The following is an 18,533-nucleotide window of genomic DNA, read 5'->3' on the forward strand; positions in this document are numbered from 1 at the left end:
GTCCCCCGCCTGTTAGGCACCCTGCCCCTTTTTCCGCTCGATGCCTGTCCCGGGACAGCCCGGGGCAGGCCAGGACACACGGGAATGCAGCCGGCAAAGACGCCCCGGACGACGATGCCGTCGCCATGCGGCCCTGCCCGCTGTCGACCCGGCGATGGCGCGCGCCACGCGCGTGGCCCGCCGTGCCTTCAGACCAGCGCGAGGGAGCAAACTGTCATCCCACGCTCTCTCCCTTCGGGCAGCGAAAGCGGACGCGGGAATACGGCGGTCTCCGCCGCTTGAGGAAGGCGCCGCGGCCCCTGCTTCACCCTGGGGCTCGACCGCACTGCCGCGGCGGATTGTCGAGTACGGGAGAGCGAGCGCTCACGGCCGAAGCGCGCAGACATGACTTTCGGCATATTTATTGATAAACAATAAGCGACATATCGTTTATCAACACAACACACGGTGCCCACCATGAATCGCATGCCAGCCACAGCCTTGGCCGTTACCCGGCCCATCATCCAGGGGCTTACCGTCCTCAACCTGCTCTATGCCATCTCCATCCTCTGCCTGTTCTGTGCGAGCTTCTTCATCGAAGGCTGGCCCTGGAAGCCGCTCGGCTTCGACCTCGCCACCATGGACCCCCGGGTGCCACTCGGCATGCGAACGATCATGCTCGTCGGCATCGCCGGCGCTGCGATCGTACATACGATCCTGCGACGCCTGCTTGCGATTATCGACAGCGTACGCGGTGGCGAAGCCTTCATACTGCCCAACGCACAGCGGCTGAGTGCCATCGCCTGGAGTGTGCTGGTCATCGAGTTGCTTCGCCTGTCCGTACTTGCCATCACCAAGTTTGCCGCGATACCCGGGAAAATGGATGGCCTGTCGCCGACGCCCTGGCTCGCGGTACTGCTCCTGTTCGTACTGTCGGGCGTGTTCTCGCATGGAGCACGGATGCGTGCGGACCTGGAAGGAACCATCTGACATGGCCATAGTCGTGCACCTCGACGAACTCCTGCACGCCCGTCGAATGACCCTCACCGAGCTTGCCGCTCGCGTCGACATCACGCTGGCGAACCTGTCGATCCTGAAGACCGGAAAGGCCAAGGCCATCCGATTCTCCACCCTGGAGGCGATCTGCACGGCACTGGACTGCCAACCTGGCGATCTTCTCGTCCACGACCCTTCAATCACCACTGACGACTGATACAGCGCGGCTCCGGCCGGCAGCTTCTTTCGCTCCCATCTCCAACGGGCAACACCGCATGTTTCGCACTCTGATTGCCGCGCTCGCGGCGACGTTGGCCCTTGTCGTGCCCGCGGCTGCCGGCAGCAATGTCGGGGCACCGCCCACCTTCCTGTCGCAAGCGAACTGCTTTGCGTCCACGCCGGACCATGAAAGCTGGCTGGAATCAATTCGCGGGCATGTACAGGACAAGCCCATACCCACGGCACTGCTGCAATCGCTGGTCCCGGCGAGGGCATTCGCCTACGCGCGCTCCGCATTCGACTGTCGCATTGTTTCGTACTCAAGCGATGGGCACGTCGTTCTGGCCTATGTCATCCGTCCACGGATGATCGGCACATCCGGAAAGCTTCCGCTGCTGGTCTACAACCGCGGCGGCAACGGCGGCTACGGAAAGCTGGATCCTCTCCAGGTGTTCATGAAACTACTGCCTCTTGCGAAATCGGGCTTCATGGTCGTAGCCAGCCAGTATCGGGATGCTGACGAGTTTGGTGGAAGTGACGTTGGTGATGTCATGCGCCTGATCGACCTCTCACTGGAGATGCCTGAGGTTGATGCCCAGCGCATCTTCCTTCTCGGCCAAAGCCGCGGTGCGATGATGAGCTACCTCGTCGCGCGCCAACGGGACGACATCACCGCCATGGCCACCATAGGTGGAGTCTCGGATCTGGTCGCCGGACTCGCCTGGCGTCCGGAGATGGAGCGCGTGTACCGCGCCCGCATTCCCGGTTACGGAGAAGATCAACAGGCAGCGCTGGTGGCCCGCTCTGCGTTTCACTGGGTGGAGCAACTGCCCGCCGACATGCCGGTGCTGCTGCTGCATGGCGAGGCCGATGACCGTGTCAGCGTCAATGACCCCATCGCAATGGCCGCGCGGCTGCAGCAACTCCAGCGCCCACACAAGCTCGTCGTCTACCCGGGGGACGACCATGGGCTGCAAGGGAACTGGCGTAGTGCCCGCGATGAGATCCTTGAATGGTTCAGACGCGCGGGAGACCAAGGGCATGCGCCACGCTGATACAGCCGGCGTGGTTGATCACTGTGGACGCGCTCGCACATGCGATCCTTCAATGGCGTGTGCTCCAGGATGGGCCGCAGCGGGATGCTGAACGCCGTAGCGTCGCGTTGGGCGACGGATATCGCACCAGGACGCAACCTGCCGACGATGGACGTCCCGCGACATCATCAGTTGGCCAGCTACATCCCGACATCAACCGACACCATGCCAGGCCCTGGTGCTTCCCAGAGAATGTGGCGGCAGTGGCGCTGGTCACGTGCGACGACGGGGGTTGGCCACCTGCCCCGGCTCTGTGATGCAGCACTCCGGTACCGTATCCCACAGCCCGATGCAGCCATGAACTCTCCGTTGCATCTCTTGGACTGCAACAGGCCGATGCGCGGATGCATGGACGCACTTTAGGAAACGTCTGATGTGTGCCTGAGCCACTGCGCTCTAGGCTGCAACGATGTTGAAGGGTGATTGCCAGAGCCAGGGACGCGCCGAAGTGTTGACGCTTGCGGCGAAGTGCGTTCGCCTGCTGACCATTCTCGTCATCCTCCTGTTCATCCTGGCATGCGCCGCCTATCTGCTCACAAGAGTGACAGCCGGGCTCTCATCGCGGCTGCAGAATGCGAGCGCCGCCGCCTACAAAGCCAAGAGCTACTTCGAACAGCGCGAAGCCCTGCTTCGGCGGGTGGGCGATTCGGTATCGGCAACCCATCCGGACGGAGAGGCGGCGGACGACGAACGCAGGCGGCAGCTGCCATTCGATGGTGACGGCGGCCAGTCCGGCCTGCAACCTGTGCTGCCCATCCGCGTGGAGCATGCTCTGCAGGCACTGCAGACGCGCCTGCTGCTGGTGGACGCGATGGGGGCACATTGGCTGGTCGGGGCGGATGGGGATGTCGACCTTGCGCAACTGCCATCGCTGGGTGTGCTGCAGGCGCGTAGCGGCAGCCTGTTGGGGGTAGACCCGGTCTACTGGCTGCGCGTGGGCGACGATCGCATTGCGCTGGCGCAACCGATACAGGCTGGCCCCCATCCTGGACAATGGCTGTTGCTGCTGATCGATGCCAAGGCGGCATTGGGTGTGATCGATAACGGGCACAGCGGCGTCTACACGCTTCTCGACGGCAGCGGAGTGCCCGTACGTTCGAGTCAGCCACCCAAGCTTGACAGCGCCGACTGGAGGGCACTGCCGGACCATTGGGATGACGGCTTCCACACGGTGTGGAGCAACGGGCTGCCGCGCGGCATGGCACTGGCCGAAGAGGTCGGCAATGACGGCTGGCGGCTGGTTTACCACCTCCCGCCAGGGCAGTTTTTTGGCGAGTTGGCGGTGCCGCTGCTGATATGTGCGCTGCTTCTGCTTCCGACCGGCGTCGCGCTGCGCCTGCTGCGCCGGCACGTCGGCCAACAACTCGTCCAGCCGGCATTGCAGCAGCACCAACGGCTGCTCGAGAAGCTTGACTTCAGTTCGACGGTGATCGACATGGCACCGGTCGGCATCTGCGTGCTGCGCCGCAGTGACCGCCAGGTGCTGCTGTCCAACCAGCGCCTGCGTGAGTGGCTTGGCGAGGAGGGTGATGGCAGCGACTGGCAGGCACCGTGGCGCGGCCGTGCCGGCGAACGGGGTCCGAGCCTGGAGTTCACCACGGGTGATGGCCGGCAGCTGCAGGTACTGCATGCAGTCCGTCACCACCAAGGCGATGACGTGCTGCTGTGCGCATTCCACGACATTTCAATGCATCGCCAGGTACAGGCGGCGCTGTCGTCCGCGCGACGGGCCGCCGACGATGCCAACCAGGCGAAAAGCGCGTTTCTGGCCACCATGAGCCATGAGATCCGCACACCACTGTATGCCGTACTGGGAACCCTTGAACTGCTTGGCCACACTGCGCTCGATGCGCGGCAGTCGCAGTACCTGCGCACCATCGAGAGCTCCTCGTCCGTACTGTTGCAGCTGATAAGCGATGTGCTGGATGTGACAAAGATCGAATCGGGTCAGCTCAGCCTCGAGCCGACGTCCTTCTCGCCACGCGAGCTGACGGAGAGCGTGCTGCGTGGCTTCGCCGCCTCTGCTACCTGCAAGGGGCTGCAGATCCTGGTGTTCACGGATCCGCGCTTGCCCACGCGGGTTCTGGGCGATGCCGATCGGATCCGCCAGGTACTGGGCAACCTAATCAGCAACGCGATCAAGTTCACCGATCATGGGCGCGTAGTGCTGCGCGTGCGCCAGGCCCAGCGTGAAGCCGAGGCCAGCATCCTGGTCTGGCAGGTGACGGACACCGGCGTGGGTATCCCTGCCGAGGAGCAGGCGCGGTTGTTCGAACCGTTCCGCCAGGTGCGCGGTGCGGCGAGTGCAAAGGGTACCGGCCTCGGCTTGTCCATCAGCGATCATCTGGTCCGGTTGATGGCTGGCGAGTTGCAGGTGGTCAGTGAACCCGGGCTGGGAAGCAGCTTCAGCGTGCGCCTGCCGCTGCCGGTGCTGCCGGTACCCGACGATGGTCCGAGCCTGCAACCGGAGCCGCCGGTCATGGTACGTGGCCGTGACCGCGATCTGGTCGACAGTACATGCGGCTGGCTGCAGCGCTGGGGTGCCCACGCACAGCCGCTGCGGGGCGATCCAGCCCTGCTGGACCACGACGGCGCAATCCTGCTGGACGTCGAAGGATCCCCGTCGCTGGCGTGGTCGGGCCCCCGGGTGATTGCATCGACCGACGGCGGCGACCAGCCAATGGTGGCGCCCGATGGCAGCCTGGTGGTGTCCCTGCTTTGCATGAGCGCGATAGGCAACGCACTGGCGAGCCTTCAGCAACGCCGTAGCGCCCCGCCTGAGAGCAGCGGTGCCGTGCCGCTGATGCCACTGCACCTGCGCGTCCTGGCGGTGGAGGACAACCCGATCAACCGGGTGATCCTGGCGGAGCAGCTGCAGGCCCTCGGCTGCGAGGTCGAGCTGGCCCAGGATGGTGTGGAAGCACTGCAGCTGTGTCGCGAGCGCACCTTTGACCTGGTGGTGACCGACATCAACATGCCACGCCTGGATGGGTATGGGCTCGTCCGGCAGCTGCGCGATGAGGGCAATCCGGTACCCGTCATCGGCGCCTCAGCCAATGCCACTGCCGAAGAGCGCGAGCGTTACCTGGCCAGCGGCATGCAGGGCTACCTGAGCAAGCCCATCGACATCGCCCGCCTGCGCAAGGCAATCACCGCTCTGCGCCGAGGAGACCTCGCATGACCCAACGTGTCCTGATCCTGGAAGACCAGCCATTCCAGCGGGGCTACCTCGCACACCTTTTCGGCAGCCGCGGCGGTGTGCAGGTCGACGCCTGCGAAGACGTCGAGGCGGCGATCGCTTTGTGCGCCGGCCATTCCTACGATCTGGTGGTGAGCGACCTGCTGATGCCCGGCCAGGACGGCATCCAGTTCATTCAGGCACTGGCCGCCCAACCGCGACCACCCCGTCTAGCCGTAGCCAGCGCGGCCTCCCGCCGCATGATGGCCTCGGCGCGCCTGATGGCCGAGTCGCTCGGGCTGGAGGTTCTGGGCGTTCTGTCCAAACCGGTCGTGGCAGCCGATGTCGAGGCCCTGCTTGAAGCCCTGGCGCAGGCGCAGCCGTCGGTGCATCCGGAGCCGGCGCACACTGCAGGGCTGCCAGAGCCCGACGTCCAGCAGCTGCGCCAGGCGATGGCCGAAGGTAGCCTTACGGCCTGGTTCCAACCCAAGAAATCGCTGCAGTCAGCACGTGTAGTGGCCGCCGAAGCACTGGTGCGCTGGCGCCATCCACAGCTGGGCACGTTGGCCGCGGGTAGCTTCCTTCCTGCCATATGCCGCCACGGACTGGAGGGTGAGCTGTTGCGGATGATGCTCACCGCAAGCATCCAGGCGCAGACACGATGGCGCAAGCAGGGGTTCCGGGTTCCGGTTTCCATCAACCTGCCTCCGCATCTGCTTGAGCAGTCCGACCTGCCCGATGAGCTTCTGGCGATCACTCTGGCATTGGGAGGTACGCCCGGCGATCTGTGTTTCGAATTGATGGAGAAGCACCACGCGGCACGTCAGTGACTACTACGCGGGTGCGTGCCGCTTGCGCATGAAGGGCTTCGGCCTGGCACAGGATGACTTCGGACAAGGCCTGAGTTCGGTCCACAGCCTGGTCAATATGCCCTTCACGGAGGTCAAGATCGACCGCTCGCTGGTTACTGGCTGTGCCTGTGATCCCGCCCTGCACCTTACGCTTGCGACCATTATCGCGCTCGCCAATCAGCTGAACCTGACCATCGTGGCCGAGGGCGTGGAAAGCGATGCCGACCTTGGGGTGCTACGCCAGCTCGGCTGCGGCCAGGTGCAGGGATTCCTTATCTCCCGGGCCCTGCCCTGGGACGAGTTCATCCGCCTGCTGGAAGATGATTCACCTGGTGGGGGCGAAGCCATGCAGTCAGCACTGGGTTGAGGTCGGTGTCATGCGGGATTCACAGATTCATCAGGCGGCATTGACGATCCTGTCTGCGTACCAGCGCCCGCCAAGCGCCGTCGACCGCCAATGACCGTCCACAGCTCCGAGACCTGCCATGCCGGCCGAGGCCGCTCCCATCCGCCGACTTGCGCGCCGCTCGCTGCGCGTCCATGCCCTGCTGATCGCGGTAGTGGTACTGGCCACGCTGCAGGCGGGGCTGCTGCTGTCGGTCGGCTCAAGGTTGTTCGGTGAAGAGCGCGGCAAGATTGAATTTCACTTCCGCCGCCTTGATGGCACGCTGCGCGAACAGGAGCGCTTCCTTTACCAGTGGCGCCTGCACGACGTAGGCGCCCAGGATCAACCGGTGGCGGCCGGCGCCCCGGGACGGCAGGGCAGCCCGCTGTTCGCCAACTTCGTGCTGATCGGACAGGACAGGAGTATCACCCCTTCCCAGGCAGAACTTGGGGACCGCTTCCTGCGCTTTTACGGCACGTTCTGGTCAGCCTCGCACTTCCCGCCGCCACAATGCCTGCTGGTCGATGGAAATGGCGAGCGGGGCCTGCTGGCACCGATGCAGATGACCGGCGCAGACGTCAGCCCGAACAACCCGACCCACCTGCGTCCGGCCATCAGTGACATCCACCGGGCGCTGGAGATCCAACCCGAGCTGCAGCAGGGTGGCGTCGCGTGGATGCCCGTGCCGTTGCGCGATGGCGAGACCCGGCTTCTGGCCGTCACCCACGCGCCGCAGGATGGTCGCCTGTGGGGCGAGGACGAAAGCGAATCGCTGGCCGCGCTGGCATGCCTGCTCGATCCTTCCCGTGTCGATGACTACCAACAAGTCCTGGGTGTCCCGGTTTTCGAGCGGCTATCGCTGTTCGATGCAAAGGGCCGGCGCCTTCTGGGCGATGCCGCAGATGCCAGCGATACCGGCACGTCGTGGCAGCCCACCACGGAGGGGCTGCGCTTCCGAATGCGTAGCGACCGTGGATGGCTGGCTGTCTACCACGTCAGCTGGCAGCAGATCTTTGAGAACCCACAAGGACCGCTGCTGGGGGCGACACTTGTTGCACTGCTGCTGGCACTAGGCGGCACGCTGGTTCTGGGCGCATATCGTCGCTCGGTCATCGAGCCCCTACGCAGCAACCACGCGCGTCTGCTTGAGAGTGAAGCATTCAGCCGTACCATCCTGGACAACGCTCCCATCGGGCTTTGTCTGCTGCGGTGTTCTGATGGCAATGTAATGCTGGAGAACACCCTCGCCCGCCGCTGGCTTGGTGAAGATCATGACGCGGGAGGGTGGCGCGGCCCTTGGCGCGGAAGCGTACTGGCATCCGGTGGTACCGCCTTGGGTGATGGACTGGCCTACACGACACCGGAAGGCCGCCACCTGCTGGTGACCGCGACGCTGGCCAGGTATCGCAGCGAGCCCGTGGTTCTATGTCTGTTCATCGACCTCAGCAGCCAGCACGAGGCTGAGCAGGTGCTGCAGCAGGCGCGCCGGGCTGCTGACCAGGCCAACCGGGCCAAGAGCCAGTTCCTGGCAACGATGAGCCATGAGATCCGCACACCGCTCTACGGCGTGCTAGGCACGCTTGAACTGCTGGGCCTGACGCCACTGGACGCGAGGCAGCAGGATTACCTGGCGACAATCCAACGCTCTTCTTCGACCCTGATGCAGCTGATCAGCGACATCCTCGATGTGAGCAAGGCCGAGGCAGGACAGCTGTATCTGGAACCCAGCCCGTTCGATCCTGTGCGACTGACCGAGGATGCGCTGGATTCCTATGCCGCCGTAGCCGCCAGCAAGGGGTTGCAGTTCTACGCCTGCATCGACGCCGACGTACCGGATGCGGTATGCGGCGATGCCGCCCGAATCCGGCAGATTCTCAACAACCTGCTAAGCAATGCGCTGAAGTTCACTGACAGTGGACGCGTAGTGGTACGCCTGTCCGCACGCCCGGAGGAGGAGCGCTGCTGGCTGCAATGGCAGGTGGCCGATACGGGCATCGGCATTGCGAGCGAACACCAGGACCATCTGTTCGAACCCTTCTTCCAGGCCAACCCAGGTACCGACGCCATGCGTGGCACGGGCCTTGGCCTGGCCATCTGCGCCCATCTCGTGGCACTGATGGGTGGCCACCTGCGCGTGGTGAGCGAGAGCGGCCTGGGCAGCAGCTTCAGCGTCGACCTGCCGCTGCCGCCGGCTCAGCCGGACCCGCAGCAATCGCCACCGCCGCGACTGCCCGCACACCTGCAGGTGCAGGTACGCGGCGCCGTGCGCGAGATCGTCCAATCACTTTGTGAACGCCTACAGCGACGCGGTGCGCATGCCAGCATGTACAGGGAGGACATCGGCACAGGCACCGCGGTGCTGCTCGATCTCGTACTGGACGGACCACTGCCGGCATGGGACGGGTCCACTCCGCGCGTGGCTACCTGCCGCGAGGGTGGCACGCAACCGCAGCTGATCAACGGTACGTGGCAAGTGGGCCTGCATCGACTCGATGCCATCGTGATGGCCCTGGCCGCAGCCAGTGGGCAGTCTTCGACGGCCGAAGCCGGCGGGCGCCTGCCGCCGCCCCGGCGCTTCGGGCTTCAGGTACTCGTTGCCGAGGACAATCCGATCAACCAGGCGATCCTGCGTGACCAGCTGGAACAGCTTGGCTGCCAAGCCGTGGTTGCATGTGATGGCAACGAGGCGCTGGGTTACTGGCAGCAGGGCACGTTCGCGCTGGTGTTGACCGATCTCAACATGCCCGGACTCGATGGCTATGGCCTGGCCCGTGCACTGCGGGCGCGCGGCGCCAGCGTGCCGATCCATGGCGCTACCGCCAATGCCGATCCGGCCGAACGCCAGCGCTGCGAAGAGGCTGGCATGCAGGGTGTCCTGGTCAAGCCGATCACCTTGGAGACGCTGCAGCGCCTGCTGACCCGGATCACGAATGGACAGTCATCGACTCCGACCGGCGATTTGGCGCCCGCGCATGTCATTGCGGACGATCCCCGGCCTCCGCTTCGGGTAAGCCCGAAGATGCAGGCGCTGTTCGTGCAGACCATGCAGTCCGACCTGGGCAGCCTGCGTGACGCCATCAGCGCGGCAGATTCCGGTCGCGTGGCGCAGGTGCTGCACCGCATCCGTGGTGCCCTCGTCATCGTCGGGGTACCCGATCTGGTCGAGAACGGCCTGTGGATCGAGCAGCGAATCGCACGCGGTGACGAACTGGAAGTACTGACCGGCGCATTGGAGACATTCGAAAGAAGCCTGCTACGAATGCTGGATCCTCTGCTCGACGATACGACGCCATTCACTCCTGACGAAGCGAACCAACCATGGCTACACGGATCCTGATCGCCGACGACCACCCGATCGTGCTTGCCGGCATCCGCGACGTACTGGCCGGAGAACTGGATCTGGAGATCGTCGGTGAGGCCTCTGATCCGGCAACGTTGATCGAGCTGATGACGCGGATGCGGCCACAGGCAGTGATCACTGACTACAGCATGCCCGGTGGTGACCATTTCGGCGATGGCATCAAATTGATCTCGTTCCTGCATCGCAGCTTTCCGGAGACCCGTCTGCTGGTACTGACCATGGTGTCCAATCCATCGCTGGTGGCCGCCATGTATGCTGCGGGCGCGGGCGGGGTGGTGCTCAAGAGCCACGGCCTGGGCAAGCTGGTGCAGGCGCTGCGCGTTGTGCTGGCCGACCGCGCCTATCGCCCCCCGGAGCTGCTGCCGGTGGCGGCTAAGCAACCCTCTGATGCCGACGCGGTACGCGCACGCCTGTCGCCCGCGAACTGGAGGTGATCCGGTTGTTCATCGGCGGCATGAGCGTGGGCGACATCGCACGCAGACTGCAACGCAGCGCGAAGACAGTCAGTACACAGAAGATCAGCGCCATGCGCAAACTGGGTGTGGAAAGTGACCAGGCACTGATTGAGTACTGCCTGCAGGCCTCGTTGTTTGCCTGAGCTCCCCACCGGCCGAGCTCTCCCCCGGAAAGGCATCCAAGGATGCTTTAGGAAACGCCTGATTCCATCGGCCATCGCCGATATCTAGGCTGGTCCCATCCCCCTACTGCGCCCGCCGCCGTTATTGCGCCGTTGGAGGGACGGAAGCCCGACGGCCCCTGCGTGCTGTCATCTGCCAGGGTTTCCGCAGCAACGCAGCCCTGCCACGCCAGTTCGCGCAGCCATGCTGCGCCAAGCAACAGGAACCCCATGAGCATGTACGCCTCCCGCATACGGTGCCACCGCGCGTGCTTCGCGCCTGCCCCTCTCATTCCCAGCCTGCTGGCCACTTCACTGTGGGCGGCATTGCCGGCCCATGCCGCCGATCTTACCGGGCCCGTGCAGGTGGGCGACGGCAACAGCTTCCAACTCGGTGAGGAGGACGTCCTGAACCATGCCGGGGGCGACTTCGCACTGACCGTCGACGGCGCGGGCAGTCATGCACTCATCGACGGCAGCCGGATCAACGTGACCGGCAATGGCAGTGCCGTATCCGCCATCAACGGTGGCCACGTGGAGCTGCGCGGCGCGACGCTGTCGATAGCCCCGGCCACCGGAACCGGCTTCTACTCGATGTACGCCAATGGCGCTGGCAGTTTGGTAGAGGCGCGCGATGTCGATATTGATACTACCCGCAATGGTAGTGGATACGGCAGCATCCAGGCATCCAACGGCGGCACGGTCCGTTACACCGGGGGCCGCCTGGCGATGGCCGGTGGCGGGAAGCTGGCCGCTGCGTACGGTCCAGGTAGCGAGGTGCATCTTGCGGACCTCCTGATAAGCGCTGGCAGTGGTGCCAGCTTGCGCGCCGATAGTGCTGGGATTCTTACGATCCGCGACAGTCGGATCGCCGTGGCTCCCGGCGGCATCCTCGCGGGCATCGCCGTCGATGGGTCTGGCAGCCGCGCCGAGCTGTACGGCACCTGCCTGGAAGGTGGCTGGTTCGACATCGACAATGGCGGCAGTTTGCTTCTAGAGAACGTTGAAGCACATTCGGTTGGTGGAACCATGCGTCTGCTGGGCAACAACCTCAGCAAAACCTACTCCGTCGCTGTGATCAACGGCGGCAGCTTTCATACCGTCGGCGGCTATGGCGTAAACATCAACAGATGGGGAATGCTGACCGCTCACGATGCCAGGTTCGAGGTGCGCGAAGGAAACTCCGGGTTCTGGCTTGCCAGCGACGAGTCGCGGCTGCAACTGAGCAATAGCACCATTGATACATGGACGGACATCTACGGCTACGGCGTGGAGATCAGTGGTGGCCTTGCTGCGTTGCAAGGCAGCCGGATCACCACGCATGGCGACTCGACCTATGGCGTACTCGTGACAGGCTCCACTGGCAGTAGCGCCAGCCGCATCGAAGCCATCAACAGCGTGATCGACATCCGCGGAAATGGCGGCGGCGGTGTGTTTATCGGTGGCTCCGCCGCAAGCGCACTGCTCGACAACGTCACGATCCTGGGTGACGGGGAGAACGCTTCCGGCATCGTGCACATGAACACGGCGCTGCTTGCCCAGGCAGACCGCCTGGATGTCCGCATGACCGGCAGCAACAGCGTCGGCTACCGCTCCTACCTGACCGCGTTTGGAGCGTATTGGAACCGTGCCATCATCAACGACAGCCACATCGAGACTGCCAGCGGTGCCGCGCTCTGGCTGCAGGGCAGCAACCACGCGCTGACCGTCAATGGCAGCAATGTCATTGCAGGCGACGGTAGCGGCCGGCTCCTGCGGGTCAGTGATACCGCATTTTCCGATGGCCGCAGCGTGCCGACCAGCCGCATTGAGTTCGTTGCTGACGCCAGCACGCTGCGTGGTGACGTTGTGGTTGACAGCGCGACGGCCGACGTACACATGATGCTGCGCAACGGCACCACTTTCAGTGGCGCACTGCGCGATGGCTCGGGCTACCAGGTCGCACGGCTGACGATGGATGGCAGCAGTCAGTGGAACGTACGTGCAGACTCCAGCGTCGGCACGCTCGAACATGCCGGCACCATCGCCTTCGATACGGGGGCGGCGGGGGACTTCAAGACCGTCACTGTCAATGGCGATTACATGGGTAATGGTGGCGAGTGGATCTTCAACCGCGCGCTGGGTGATGACATGTCACTGGGCGACCAGCTGGTGATCAACGGCAACAGCAGCGGCACCGCCAGCGTGAGCGTGCGCAATGCCGGCGGCGCCGGTGCCCTGACCCAGGAGGGTATCCGCCTGATCACCGTCGGCGGCCTGTCGGATGCGCAGTTTGTTCTGCGGGGCCGCGCCGTGGCCGGTGCGTACGACTACTTCCTGTTCAAGGGCAGCGTGTCGACCCCGGATGACGGCAATTGGTACCTGCGCTCAGAGTATGTACCTCCAGTGGATCCCGTCGACCCTGTAGATCCCGTCGACCCTGTAGATCCGGTGGACCCTGTAGATCCTGTAGATCCCGTGGATCCCGTGGACCCTGTAGATCCTGTAGATCCTGTAGATCCCGTGGATCCGGTGGACCCTGTAGATCCGGTGGATCCGGTGGACCCTGTAGATCCCGTGGACCCTGTAGATCCGGTGGATCCGGTGGACCCTGTAGATCCCGTGGACCCTGTAGATCCTGTAGATCCCGTGGATCCGGTGGACCCTGTAGATCCCGTGGACCCGGTGGATCCAGTAGATCCCGTGGACCCTGTAGATCCTGTAGATCCTGTGGACCCGGAGAATCCCGTAGACCCCTTGGACCCGGTGGATCCCTTGGATCCGCCGCGCCCCAAAGTGGAGCGCCCCGAGCCGGCGGCCTACCTGGCCAACCGTGCCGCTGCGCTGGGGATGTTCCGGCACAGCCTGCACGACCGTGCCGGTGACCCCACCACCGGATTCGATGGCAGCAGGGACGCCGTTGCCTGGGTGCATCTTCGCAACGCGCAGCCCGACAGCCATGACTCCAGACGACAGGTGCAGGTCGACAGCCACACCAGCAGCATGCTCCTGGGCGTGGGACGTCGATTCGAGGCAGGCGGTACCGGCGAATTGCAGGCCGGCGCGATGGTCGGCCATGGCCGTGCGCGCAATGACAGTCGCTCGAAGGTGACCGGCTACACCGCACGTGGCGTAGTCACCGGCACGAGCATTGGCGTGTACGCGACCTGGCTGCAGGATGCGCGCATGGAAGGCGGCGCCTACGTGGATGGCTGGCTGCAGTACGGCCGCTTCCGCAACAGCGTGCAGGGCGAGGGCCTGCAAAAGGAACGCTATGGTGCCCGCAACTGGAGTGCCTCGACCGAGGCCGGCTACGTGTTGCCGCTGCGGCGCAGGCCGCAGCGTGGCATCTACCTTGAGCCACAACTGCAACTGGTGCACAGCCGCCATGACAGCGACCGGTTGATCGAGGCCAACGGCACGGTGGTCGAAGACCGCGGTGATGGCGAGACCAGCATCCGCCTCGGCCTGCGCCTGTACAGCCGCGGCTTGAGCGCGGCGCAGGGCCAGGTACACCCTTATGTGGCAGTGAGCTGGTGGTCCGGTGGCAATGGCGCAGGCCTGGCGATGGACGGCGAGCGGTTGCAGCGACAGCTACCGCATGACATCTACGAAGCCAAGGCGGGCGTGCAGATGGGACTGTCCGCCGGCTGGCGCGGTTGGGGTGAACTGAGCCGACAGAGCGGTGGCATGGGATTCCGCGACGTCGAAGTACAGATGGGCGTCCAGTACAGATGGTGATTGCAACCTGTGCCAGAAGCCCGGCGGGATCTGCGTGAGTCCAGCACCGACCTGCGCCCATCACAATGCATCTTGCAGCGGCCAACCCACCCCATATGTTGAAACCGCCCAGGCATACGCAGAGAAGCAAGGACGATCGACGGAGGATGCAGCAGCAGATCGATTGAAGGGGAAACAGCCAGTCAGGCTCTGTCCAAGACGCATGACTGGCACGCCCCAGGCACCAAGAGAGCCCGGGGAGCCTTGGCGCTCGCCGCTTCACTAGACATGGGCCTTGGAACGAATTTTCCCGGAAACCCCGCATCCTTGCGGTATCAAATCGCGGAAAACAATTCAATTCAACGAGTTGTTGGTGCCGCTTATCCGAATCGAACGGATGACCTACTGTTTACAAGACAGTTGCTCTACCGACTGAGCTAAAGCGGCAAGGGTCCACGCGGCGCACCCGCGGTGCGCCCGGGCGGCATTCTAACGCAGGCGCGCGCACTCCAGCGCCTGCCGCTGCGCCGCGCCGCTGCGCTTGTGCAGATCCGCCGCGCTGGCGGTGTCGGCATGGGCCACGTCCAGCCACCAGCTGGCGGCGGCCTCGACCCCGTTGCCGACGATCCGCGCCGGGAAGCCCGCCGCCACCAGGGTGGCGAGACGACGTTCGGCGCCTTCACGGTTGCGGTACTGGCCCAGCGCCACCGCGTTGGCGTCTTCGCCCTGGGCGATGATGAAGTAGTCGCTGAAGCCGGCTTCGACGATGCGCCGGGCCATGGCCTGCGCCTCCTCGCGGCTGGCGGCCGGGGCGGTGAGCACGCGGTAGCTGGCCGCTTTGGGCTGCACTTCGCGCAGCTGCGAGCGGGACAGGTCCGCGCGCAGCGCGGCCTGCGCCGCCTGCGCCTGTTCCCGGCTCGGGAAGGGTCCGAAACTCGCGCACTGCTGCTGCGGCGGCGGCGCGGACACGGCAGCGGTTGGCGTAGCGGTGGCGGTAGCCGCAGCCCTGGCCGCATCCGGCGCCGTGGCCGGGGTGGGCGCCGGCGTTGCAGCAGCAGCCGTTGCGGCAGCACCGGTCGGCGCCGGTACGGCCGGCGCGGCGGCGTCCACGGCGTCCATGGGTACCAGTTCCAGCGTCGCAACGCCGGTTTCGCGGACGTCGGGCGCTGTGGCCGGTGCCGGCCGCGGCGTCATCCACCACAGCGCCACGCCGAGGTTGAGGATGGCCAGTGCGACGATCAGGAAGCGAATCAGCATGACGCGATCCTAGCGCTCCGGCGTCGCCTGGTGCACGGCCCAGCGAGCCAGCCCGTCCAGCACCAGGGCGGGCCGGTACTCGGCGTCGGGCAGCAACGGCAACAGCGGGAGGGCGCCGCCGCCATGCACCAACAGGGACGGCGCGGTCCCGAGCAGGTCGGCGCCATGCCGCAGGCTGCGCTCGACCAGTGCCACCGCGGCGCCGTCGCACCCCGACGCCAGCGCGTCGGCGGTGTCATTGGCGAACTCCGCGTAGTCGCCGCCGCTGGCCGGCAGCTGTGCCGCGCGCGCATGCAGGGCCTCGCGCATGACCGTGGGCGAGGCGCCGATGCGGCCACCCAGATGGCGACCGTCGGCATCCATCAGGTCGATCGTCAGCGCCGTGCCCACGCCCACCACCAGCACCGGCCGCTGCGCGGCGGCCGCGGCGAGCAGGGCGAGGAAACGATCCACGCCGAGCTTTTCCGGGCGCGCATAGGCGATGGTGACGCCCGCGCATGCCGGCAGCGTCCGCGCCACCTGCACGTGTGCGAAGCGGGCCCGCAGCAGCTCCATGACCGTCGCGGTCAGTGCCGGCGCCGCGACGCTTGCCACCCAGGCGGTGTGGCCGCGCGGCAGGGCCTCCAGCGCGGCCGCGGTCATCGCCTCGGCGCCATGCGCCCATGCCTGCACGCTGCCGGCGACGGCACCGTCGAGCGGCGCGAACTTGAAGCGGGAATTGCCCAGGTCGAACAACCAGTCGCTCATTGCGCCCTCACGCTGACTTCGCCGGCATGGAAATGGCGTTCGCCGCCGTCGATGGCCAGGCGCAGCGCGCCGTCCTCGGCCAGGCCATGGGCGATGCCCTCGTGCAGGGTGCCGGCTTCCTCCACGCGCACCGCGCGCCCGGCCAGCACGTCCATCGCCGCGTAGCGTGGCAGGAATGGCGCCAGCCCCTGCCGCTCGAACAGGTCGAGCGCCGGCAGCAGCTGCGACAGCACCGCCGCGACCACCTGGTTGCGCGACACCGGCGCGCCGGCCAGGGTGTCCAGATCGGCCCAGGGCTGGGTGATGTCGGCGGCGCTGGCGCCGGGCATGCGCACGTTCAGGCCAAGCCCGATCACCGCGCGCGCCGGGCCGGCGAACTCGCCGCCGCCCTCCACCAGCAGGCCGCCCAGCTTGCGACCGTCGACCAGTACGTCGTTGGGCCATTTCAGGCCGGCCGCGGCGAAGCCCAGCGCATGCAGCGCTTCACCCACCGCCACGCCCGCGGCCAGGCTGAGCCCGCCCATGCGCGACAGGCCGCCGGCGAACGCCCGCGACACCGACAGGTAGATGTTGGCAGCCAGCGGCGATGCCCAGTGCCGACCGCGGCGGCCGCGGCCACCGGTCTGGCGCTCGGCCAGCAGCACCTCGACCCCGCGCAAAGGCGCGCTGCGCCGCAGCAATTCGCTGTTGGTCGACCCCACCGTCCAGGCGATATCCAGCGCCGCGACCGACCCCGCCACCGCGGGGGCCAGGTGTTCCAGGATGCGAGCACGGTCCAGCAGTTCCAGCGGCTGCGCCAGCCGGTAGCCGTCGCCGGCACGGCCGTCGATGGCCACGCCGGCCGCCCGCAGCCCTTGGATACGCTTCCAGACGGCGGCGCGGGTCTGGCCCAGTTCACGCGCCAGGGCGTCGCCGGAAAAGGCGCCCTGGCCCAGCTTGGCCAGCAGTTCTCGGTCGTCCACGACGGATCTTCTGATCGCAACAGATCGGCCGATTATGCGTGAAGGCACCCGGACCGCCCATGGGGGCTTCCAATCCGGCCGGAAAAGCAGGCTAGAATCGGGAGCTCAACCGCCCCCGGATGTCGACGATGCGCCGTACCGCCCATTGCCTGATCCTGCTGCTGGCCCCCGTGGCCGCGCATGCCGCGGAGGCGATCGACACCCCGGCCCGCAACGGCTGCACCTATGCCCCGGGCGAAGTGGAACGCGTGGCGGCACCGGCGGCGTCGGTGAGCCTGGCCAACGCCGCCCCCCGTCGCAGCCCAAGCACGCCGTGCCGGCGCCGCAGCAGGCCGGCGGCGGCAGCGACGAGGAGATCATCCCGCGGCTGCGCGCGCCGAAGTGGCACCGGTTGCTGCCGGGTATGTTCCGCTGATCCAGTCGTTCCTGCGCCGCTGGCGGCGCCCGCCGCCTTCCATTGACGAAACCCTCTGGCGCAGCACGTGCCAGGCATGCCCGTGGCTGCATGCGCTGGATGCCGGGCGCCAGGAGCGGCTGCGTGGCCTTGCGGCGCATTTCCTGCACCGCAAGGCGATCACCCCGGTGGCCGGGCTGACGCTGGACGACAGCCAACGCCTGCTGCTGGCCGCGCTGTGCTGCCTGCCGCTGCTGGAGTTCGGCGAGCAGGGCCTGCAGGGGTGGTCGGAACTGGTGGTGTATCCGGATGCGTTCCGGGTACGCCGCAACCACGTGGACGCGGCCGGCGTGCTGCACGAGTGGGACGATGAACTGATCGGCGAAGCCTGGGACAGTGGCCCGCTGCTGCTGTCCTGGGCCGACGTGCAGGCCGACATCGCCGACCCGCAGGCGGGCTTCTGCGTGGCGGTGCACGAAATGGCGCACAAGATCGACGTGCTCGATGGCGCGCTCGACGGCACGCCGCCGCTGCCGCGCGACTGGCAGCGGCAATGGGCACGCGATTTCCAGCGCCGCTACGATGCCTTCTGTGCGCAGGTGGACGCCGGCCACGACACCGCGATCGATCCGTATGCGGCGGAAGCGCCGGAAGAGTTCTTCGCCGTGGCCACCGAGTACCACTTCTCCGCCCCGCACCTGCTGGAGCGGGACATGCCGGACGTGGCCGCGCACCTGCGCCGCTTCTACGGACCCTCGCCGTTCGCTGCCCAGCCGCCGGAACGTCCGTAGGTGC

Annotated in this window: 10 protein-coding genes, 1 tRNA gene and 3 pseudogenes; 10 read left to right on the forward strand and 4 right to left on the reverse strand. The window is 66.1% G+C overall.

Going from position 1 to position 18,533, the window contains the following annotated elements:
• Nucleotides 1-465 precede the first annotated feature (465 nt).
• The 8 genes and pseudogenes from B1L07_14620 to B1L07_14655 all read left to right on the forward strand — a co-directional run bounded on the left by B1L07_14620 (nt 466) and on the right by B1L07_14655 (nt 14,399).
• Nucleotides 466-969 carry a hypothetical protein gene (locus B1L07_14620; GenBank protein ID AUZ56120.1) on the forward strand — a complete coding sequence of 168 codons (504 nt, stop codon included), beginning with the start codon at nt 466-468 and terminating at the stop codon, nt 967-969.
• 1 nt (nt 970) lies between these two features.
• The gene (locus B1L07_14625; protein ID AUZ56121.1) at nt 971-1,192 is read left to right on the forward strand and encodes a transcriptional regulator; all 222 of its coding nucleotides are present in this window, start codon (nt 971-973) and stop codon (nt 1,190-1,192) included.
• Nucleotides 1,193-1,250: 58 nt separating this feature from the next.
• A complete protein-coding gene (locus B1L07_14630; protein AUZ56122.1) occupies nt 1,251-2,249 on the forward strand; it encodes a hypothetical protein in 999 nt (332 codons plus the stop codon).
• Between the two features lie 448 nt (nt 2,250-2,697).
• Nucleotides 2,698-5,469, forward strand: coding sequence for a hybrid sensor histidine kinase/response regulator (locus B1L07_14635; GenBank protein ID AUZ56123.1), 2,772 nt, complete (start codon nt 2,698-2,700; stop codon nt 5,467-5,469).
• A pseudogene (locus tag B1L07_14640) lies at nt 5,466-6,684 on the forward strand (diguanylate phosphodiesterase). The gene B1L07_14635 and the pseudogene B1L07_14640 overlap by 4 nt, the downstream one beginning before the upstream one ends.
• Nucleotides 6,685-6,802: 118 nt before the next feature.
• Complete coding sequence (locus B1L07_14645) at nt 6,803-10,039, forward strand: hybrid sensor histidine kinase/response regulator (protein ID AUZ56124.1); 3,237 nt, start codon at nt 6,803-6,805, stop codon at nt 10,037-10,039.
• Nucleotides 10,021-10,661 (forward strand): annotated as a pseudogene (locus B1L07_14650) (DNA-binding response regulator). Before B1L07_14645 ends, B1L07_14650 begins: the two are co-directional and overlap by 19 nt.
• 255 nt (nt 10,662-10,916) lie before the next feature.
• On the forward strand, nt 10,917-14,399 hold the full coding sequence (locus B1L07_14655) for an autotransporter outer membrane beta-barrel domain-containing protein (protein AUZ56624.1): 3,483 nt from the start codon (nt 10,917-10,919) through the stop codon (nt 14,397-14,399).
• A 350-nt stretch (nt 14,400-14,749) separates the two neighbouring features.
• Here B1L07_14655 and B1L07_14660 read toward each other — a convergent pair.
• From B1L07_14660 to B1L07_14675, 4 genes are all read right to left on the reverse strand, one after another.
• Nucleotides 14,750-14,825 (reverse strand) — tRNA-Thr (locus B1L07_14660).
• Nucleotides 14,826-14,867: 42 nt separating this feature from the next.
• A complete protein-coding gene (locus tag B1L07_14665; GenBank protein ID AUZ56125.1) occupies nt 14,868-15,635 on the reverse strand; it encodes a hypothetical protein in 768 nt (255 codons plus the stop codon).
• Nucleotides 15,636-15,644: 9 nt separating this feature from the next.
• Complete coding sequence (locus B1L07_14670) at nt 15,645-16,382, reverse strand: pantothenate kinase (protein AUZ56126.1); 738 nt, start codon at nt 16,380-16,382, stop codon at nt 15,645-15,647.
• Nucleotides 16,379-17,344, reverse strand: a complete 966-nt coding sequence (locus tag B1L07_14675; protein AUZ56127.1) for a biotin--[acetyl-CoA-carboxylase] ligase — start codon at nt 17,342-17,344, stop codon at nt 16,379-16,381. Before B1L07_14675 ends, B1L07_14670 begins: the two co-directional genes overlap by 4 nt.
• 119 nt (nt 17,345-17,463) lie before the next feature.
• Here B1L07_14675 and B1L07_14680 point away from each other — a divergent pair.
• Together B1L07_14680 and B1L07_14685 are read left to right on the forward strand one after the other, a co-directional pair.
• Nucleotides 17,464-17,759: pseudogene (locus tag B1L07_14680) on the forward strand (hypothetical protein).
• Nucleotides 17,726-18,529: a hypothetical protein gene (locus B1L07_14685; GenBank protein ID AUZ56128.1), complete on the forward strand. Its 804-nt coding sequence runs from the start codon at nt 17,726-17,728 to the stop codon at nt 18,527-18,529. Before B1L07_14680 ends, B1L07_14685 begins: the two are co-directional and overlap by 34 nt.
• Nucleotides 18,530-18,533 lie beyond the last annotated feature (4 nt).

The sequence above is a fragment of the Stenotrophomonas acidaminiphila genome, from assembly GCA_002951995.1.
GTDB lineage: Bacteria > Pseudomonadota > Gammaproteobacteria > Xanthomonadales > Xanthomonadaceae > Stenotrophomonas > Stenotrophomonas acidaminiphila_A.

What these genes read in the sequence shown, in the direction of transcription:
- B1L07_14620 (AUZ56120.1), top strand. Translation starts at nt 466, where the DNA reads ATGCCAGCCACAGCCTTGGCCGTTACCCGGCCCATCATCCAGGGGCTT.
- B1L07_14625 (AUZ56121.1), top strand. Translation starts at nt 971, where the DNA reads ATGGCCATAGTCGTGCACCTCGACGAACTCCTGCACGCCCGTCGAATG.
- B1L07_14630 (AUZ56122.1), top strand. Translation starts at nt 1,251, where the DNA reads ATGTTTCGCACTCTGATTGCCGCGCTCGCGGCGACGTTGGCCCTTGTC.
- B1L07_14635 (AUZ56123.1), top strand. Translation starts at nt 2,698, where the DNA reads ATGTTGAAGGGTGATTGCCAGAGCCAGGGACGCGCCGAAGTGTTGACG.
- B1L07_14645 (AUZ56124.1), top strand. Translation starts at nt 6,803, where the DNA reads ATGCCGGCCGAGGCCGCTCCCATCCGCCGACTTGCGCGCCGCTCGCTG.
- B1L07_14655 (AUZ56624.1), top strand. Translation starts at nt 10,917, where the DNA reads ATGTACGCCTCCCGCATACGGTGCCACCGCGCGTGCTTCGCGCCTGCC.
- B1L07_14665 (AUZ56125.1), bottom strand. Translation starts at nt 15,635, where the DNA reads ATGCTGATTCGCTTCCTGATCGTCGCACTGGCCATCCTCAACCTCGGC.
- B1L07_14670 (AUZ56126.1), bottom strand. Translation starts at nt 16,382, where the DNA reads ATGAGCGACTGGTTGTTCGACCTGGGCAATTCCCGCTTCAAGTTCGCG.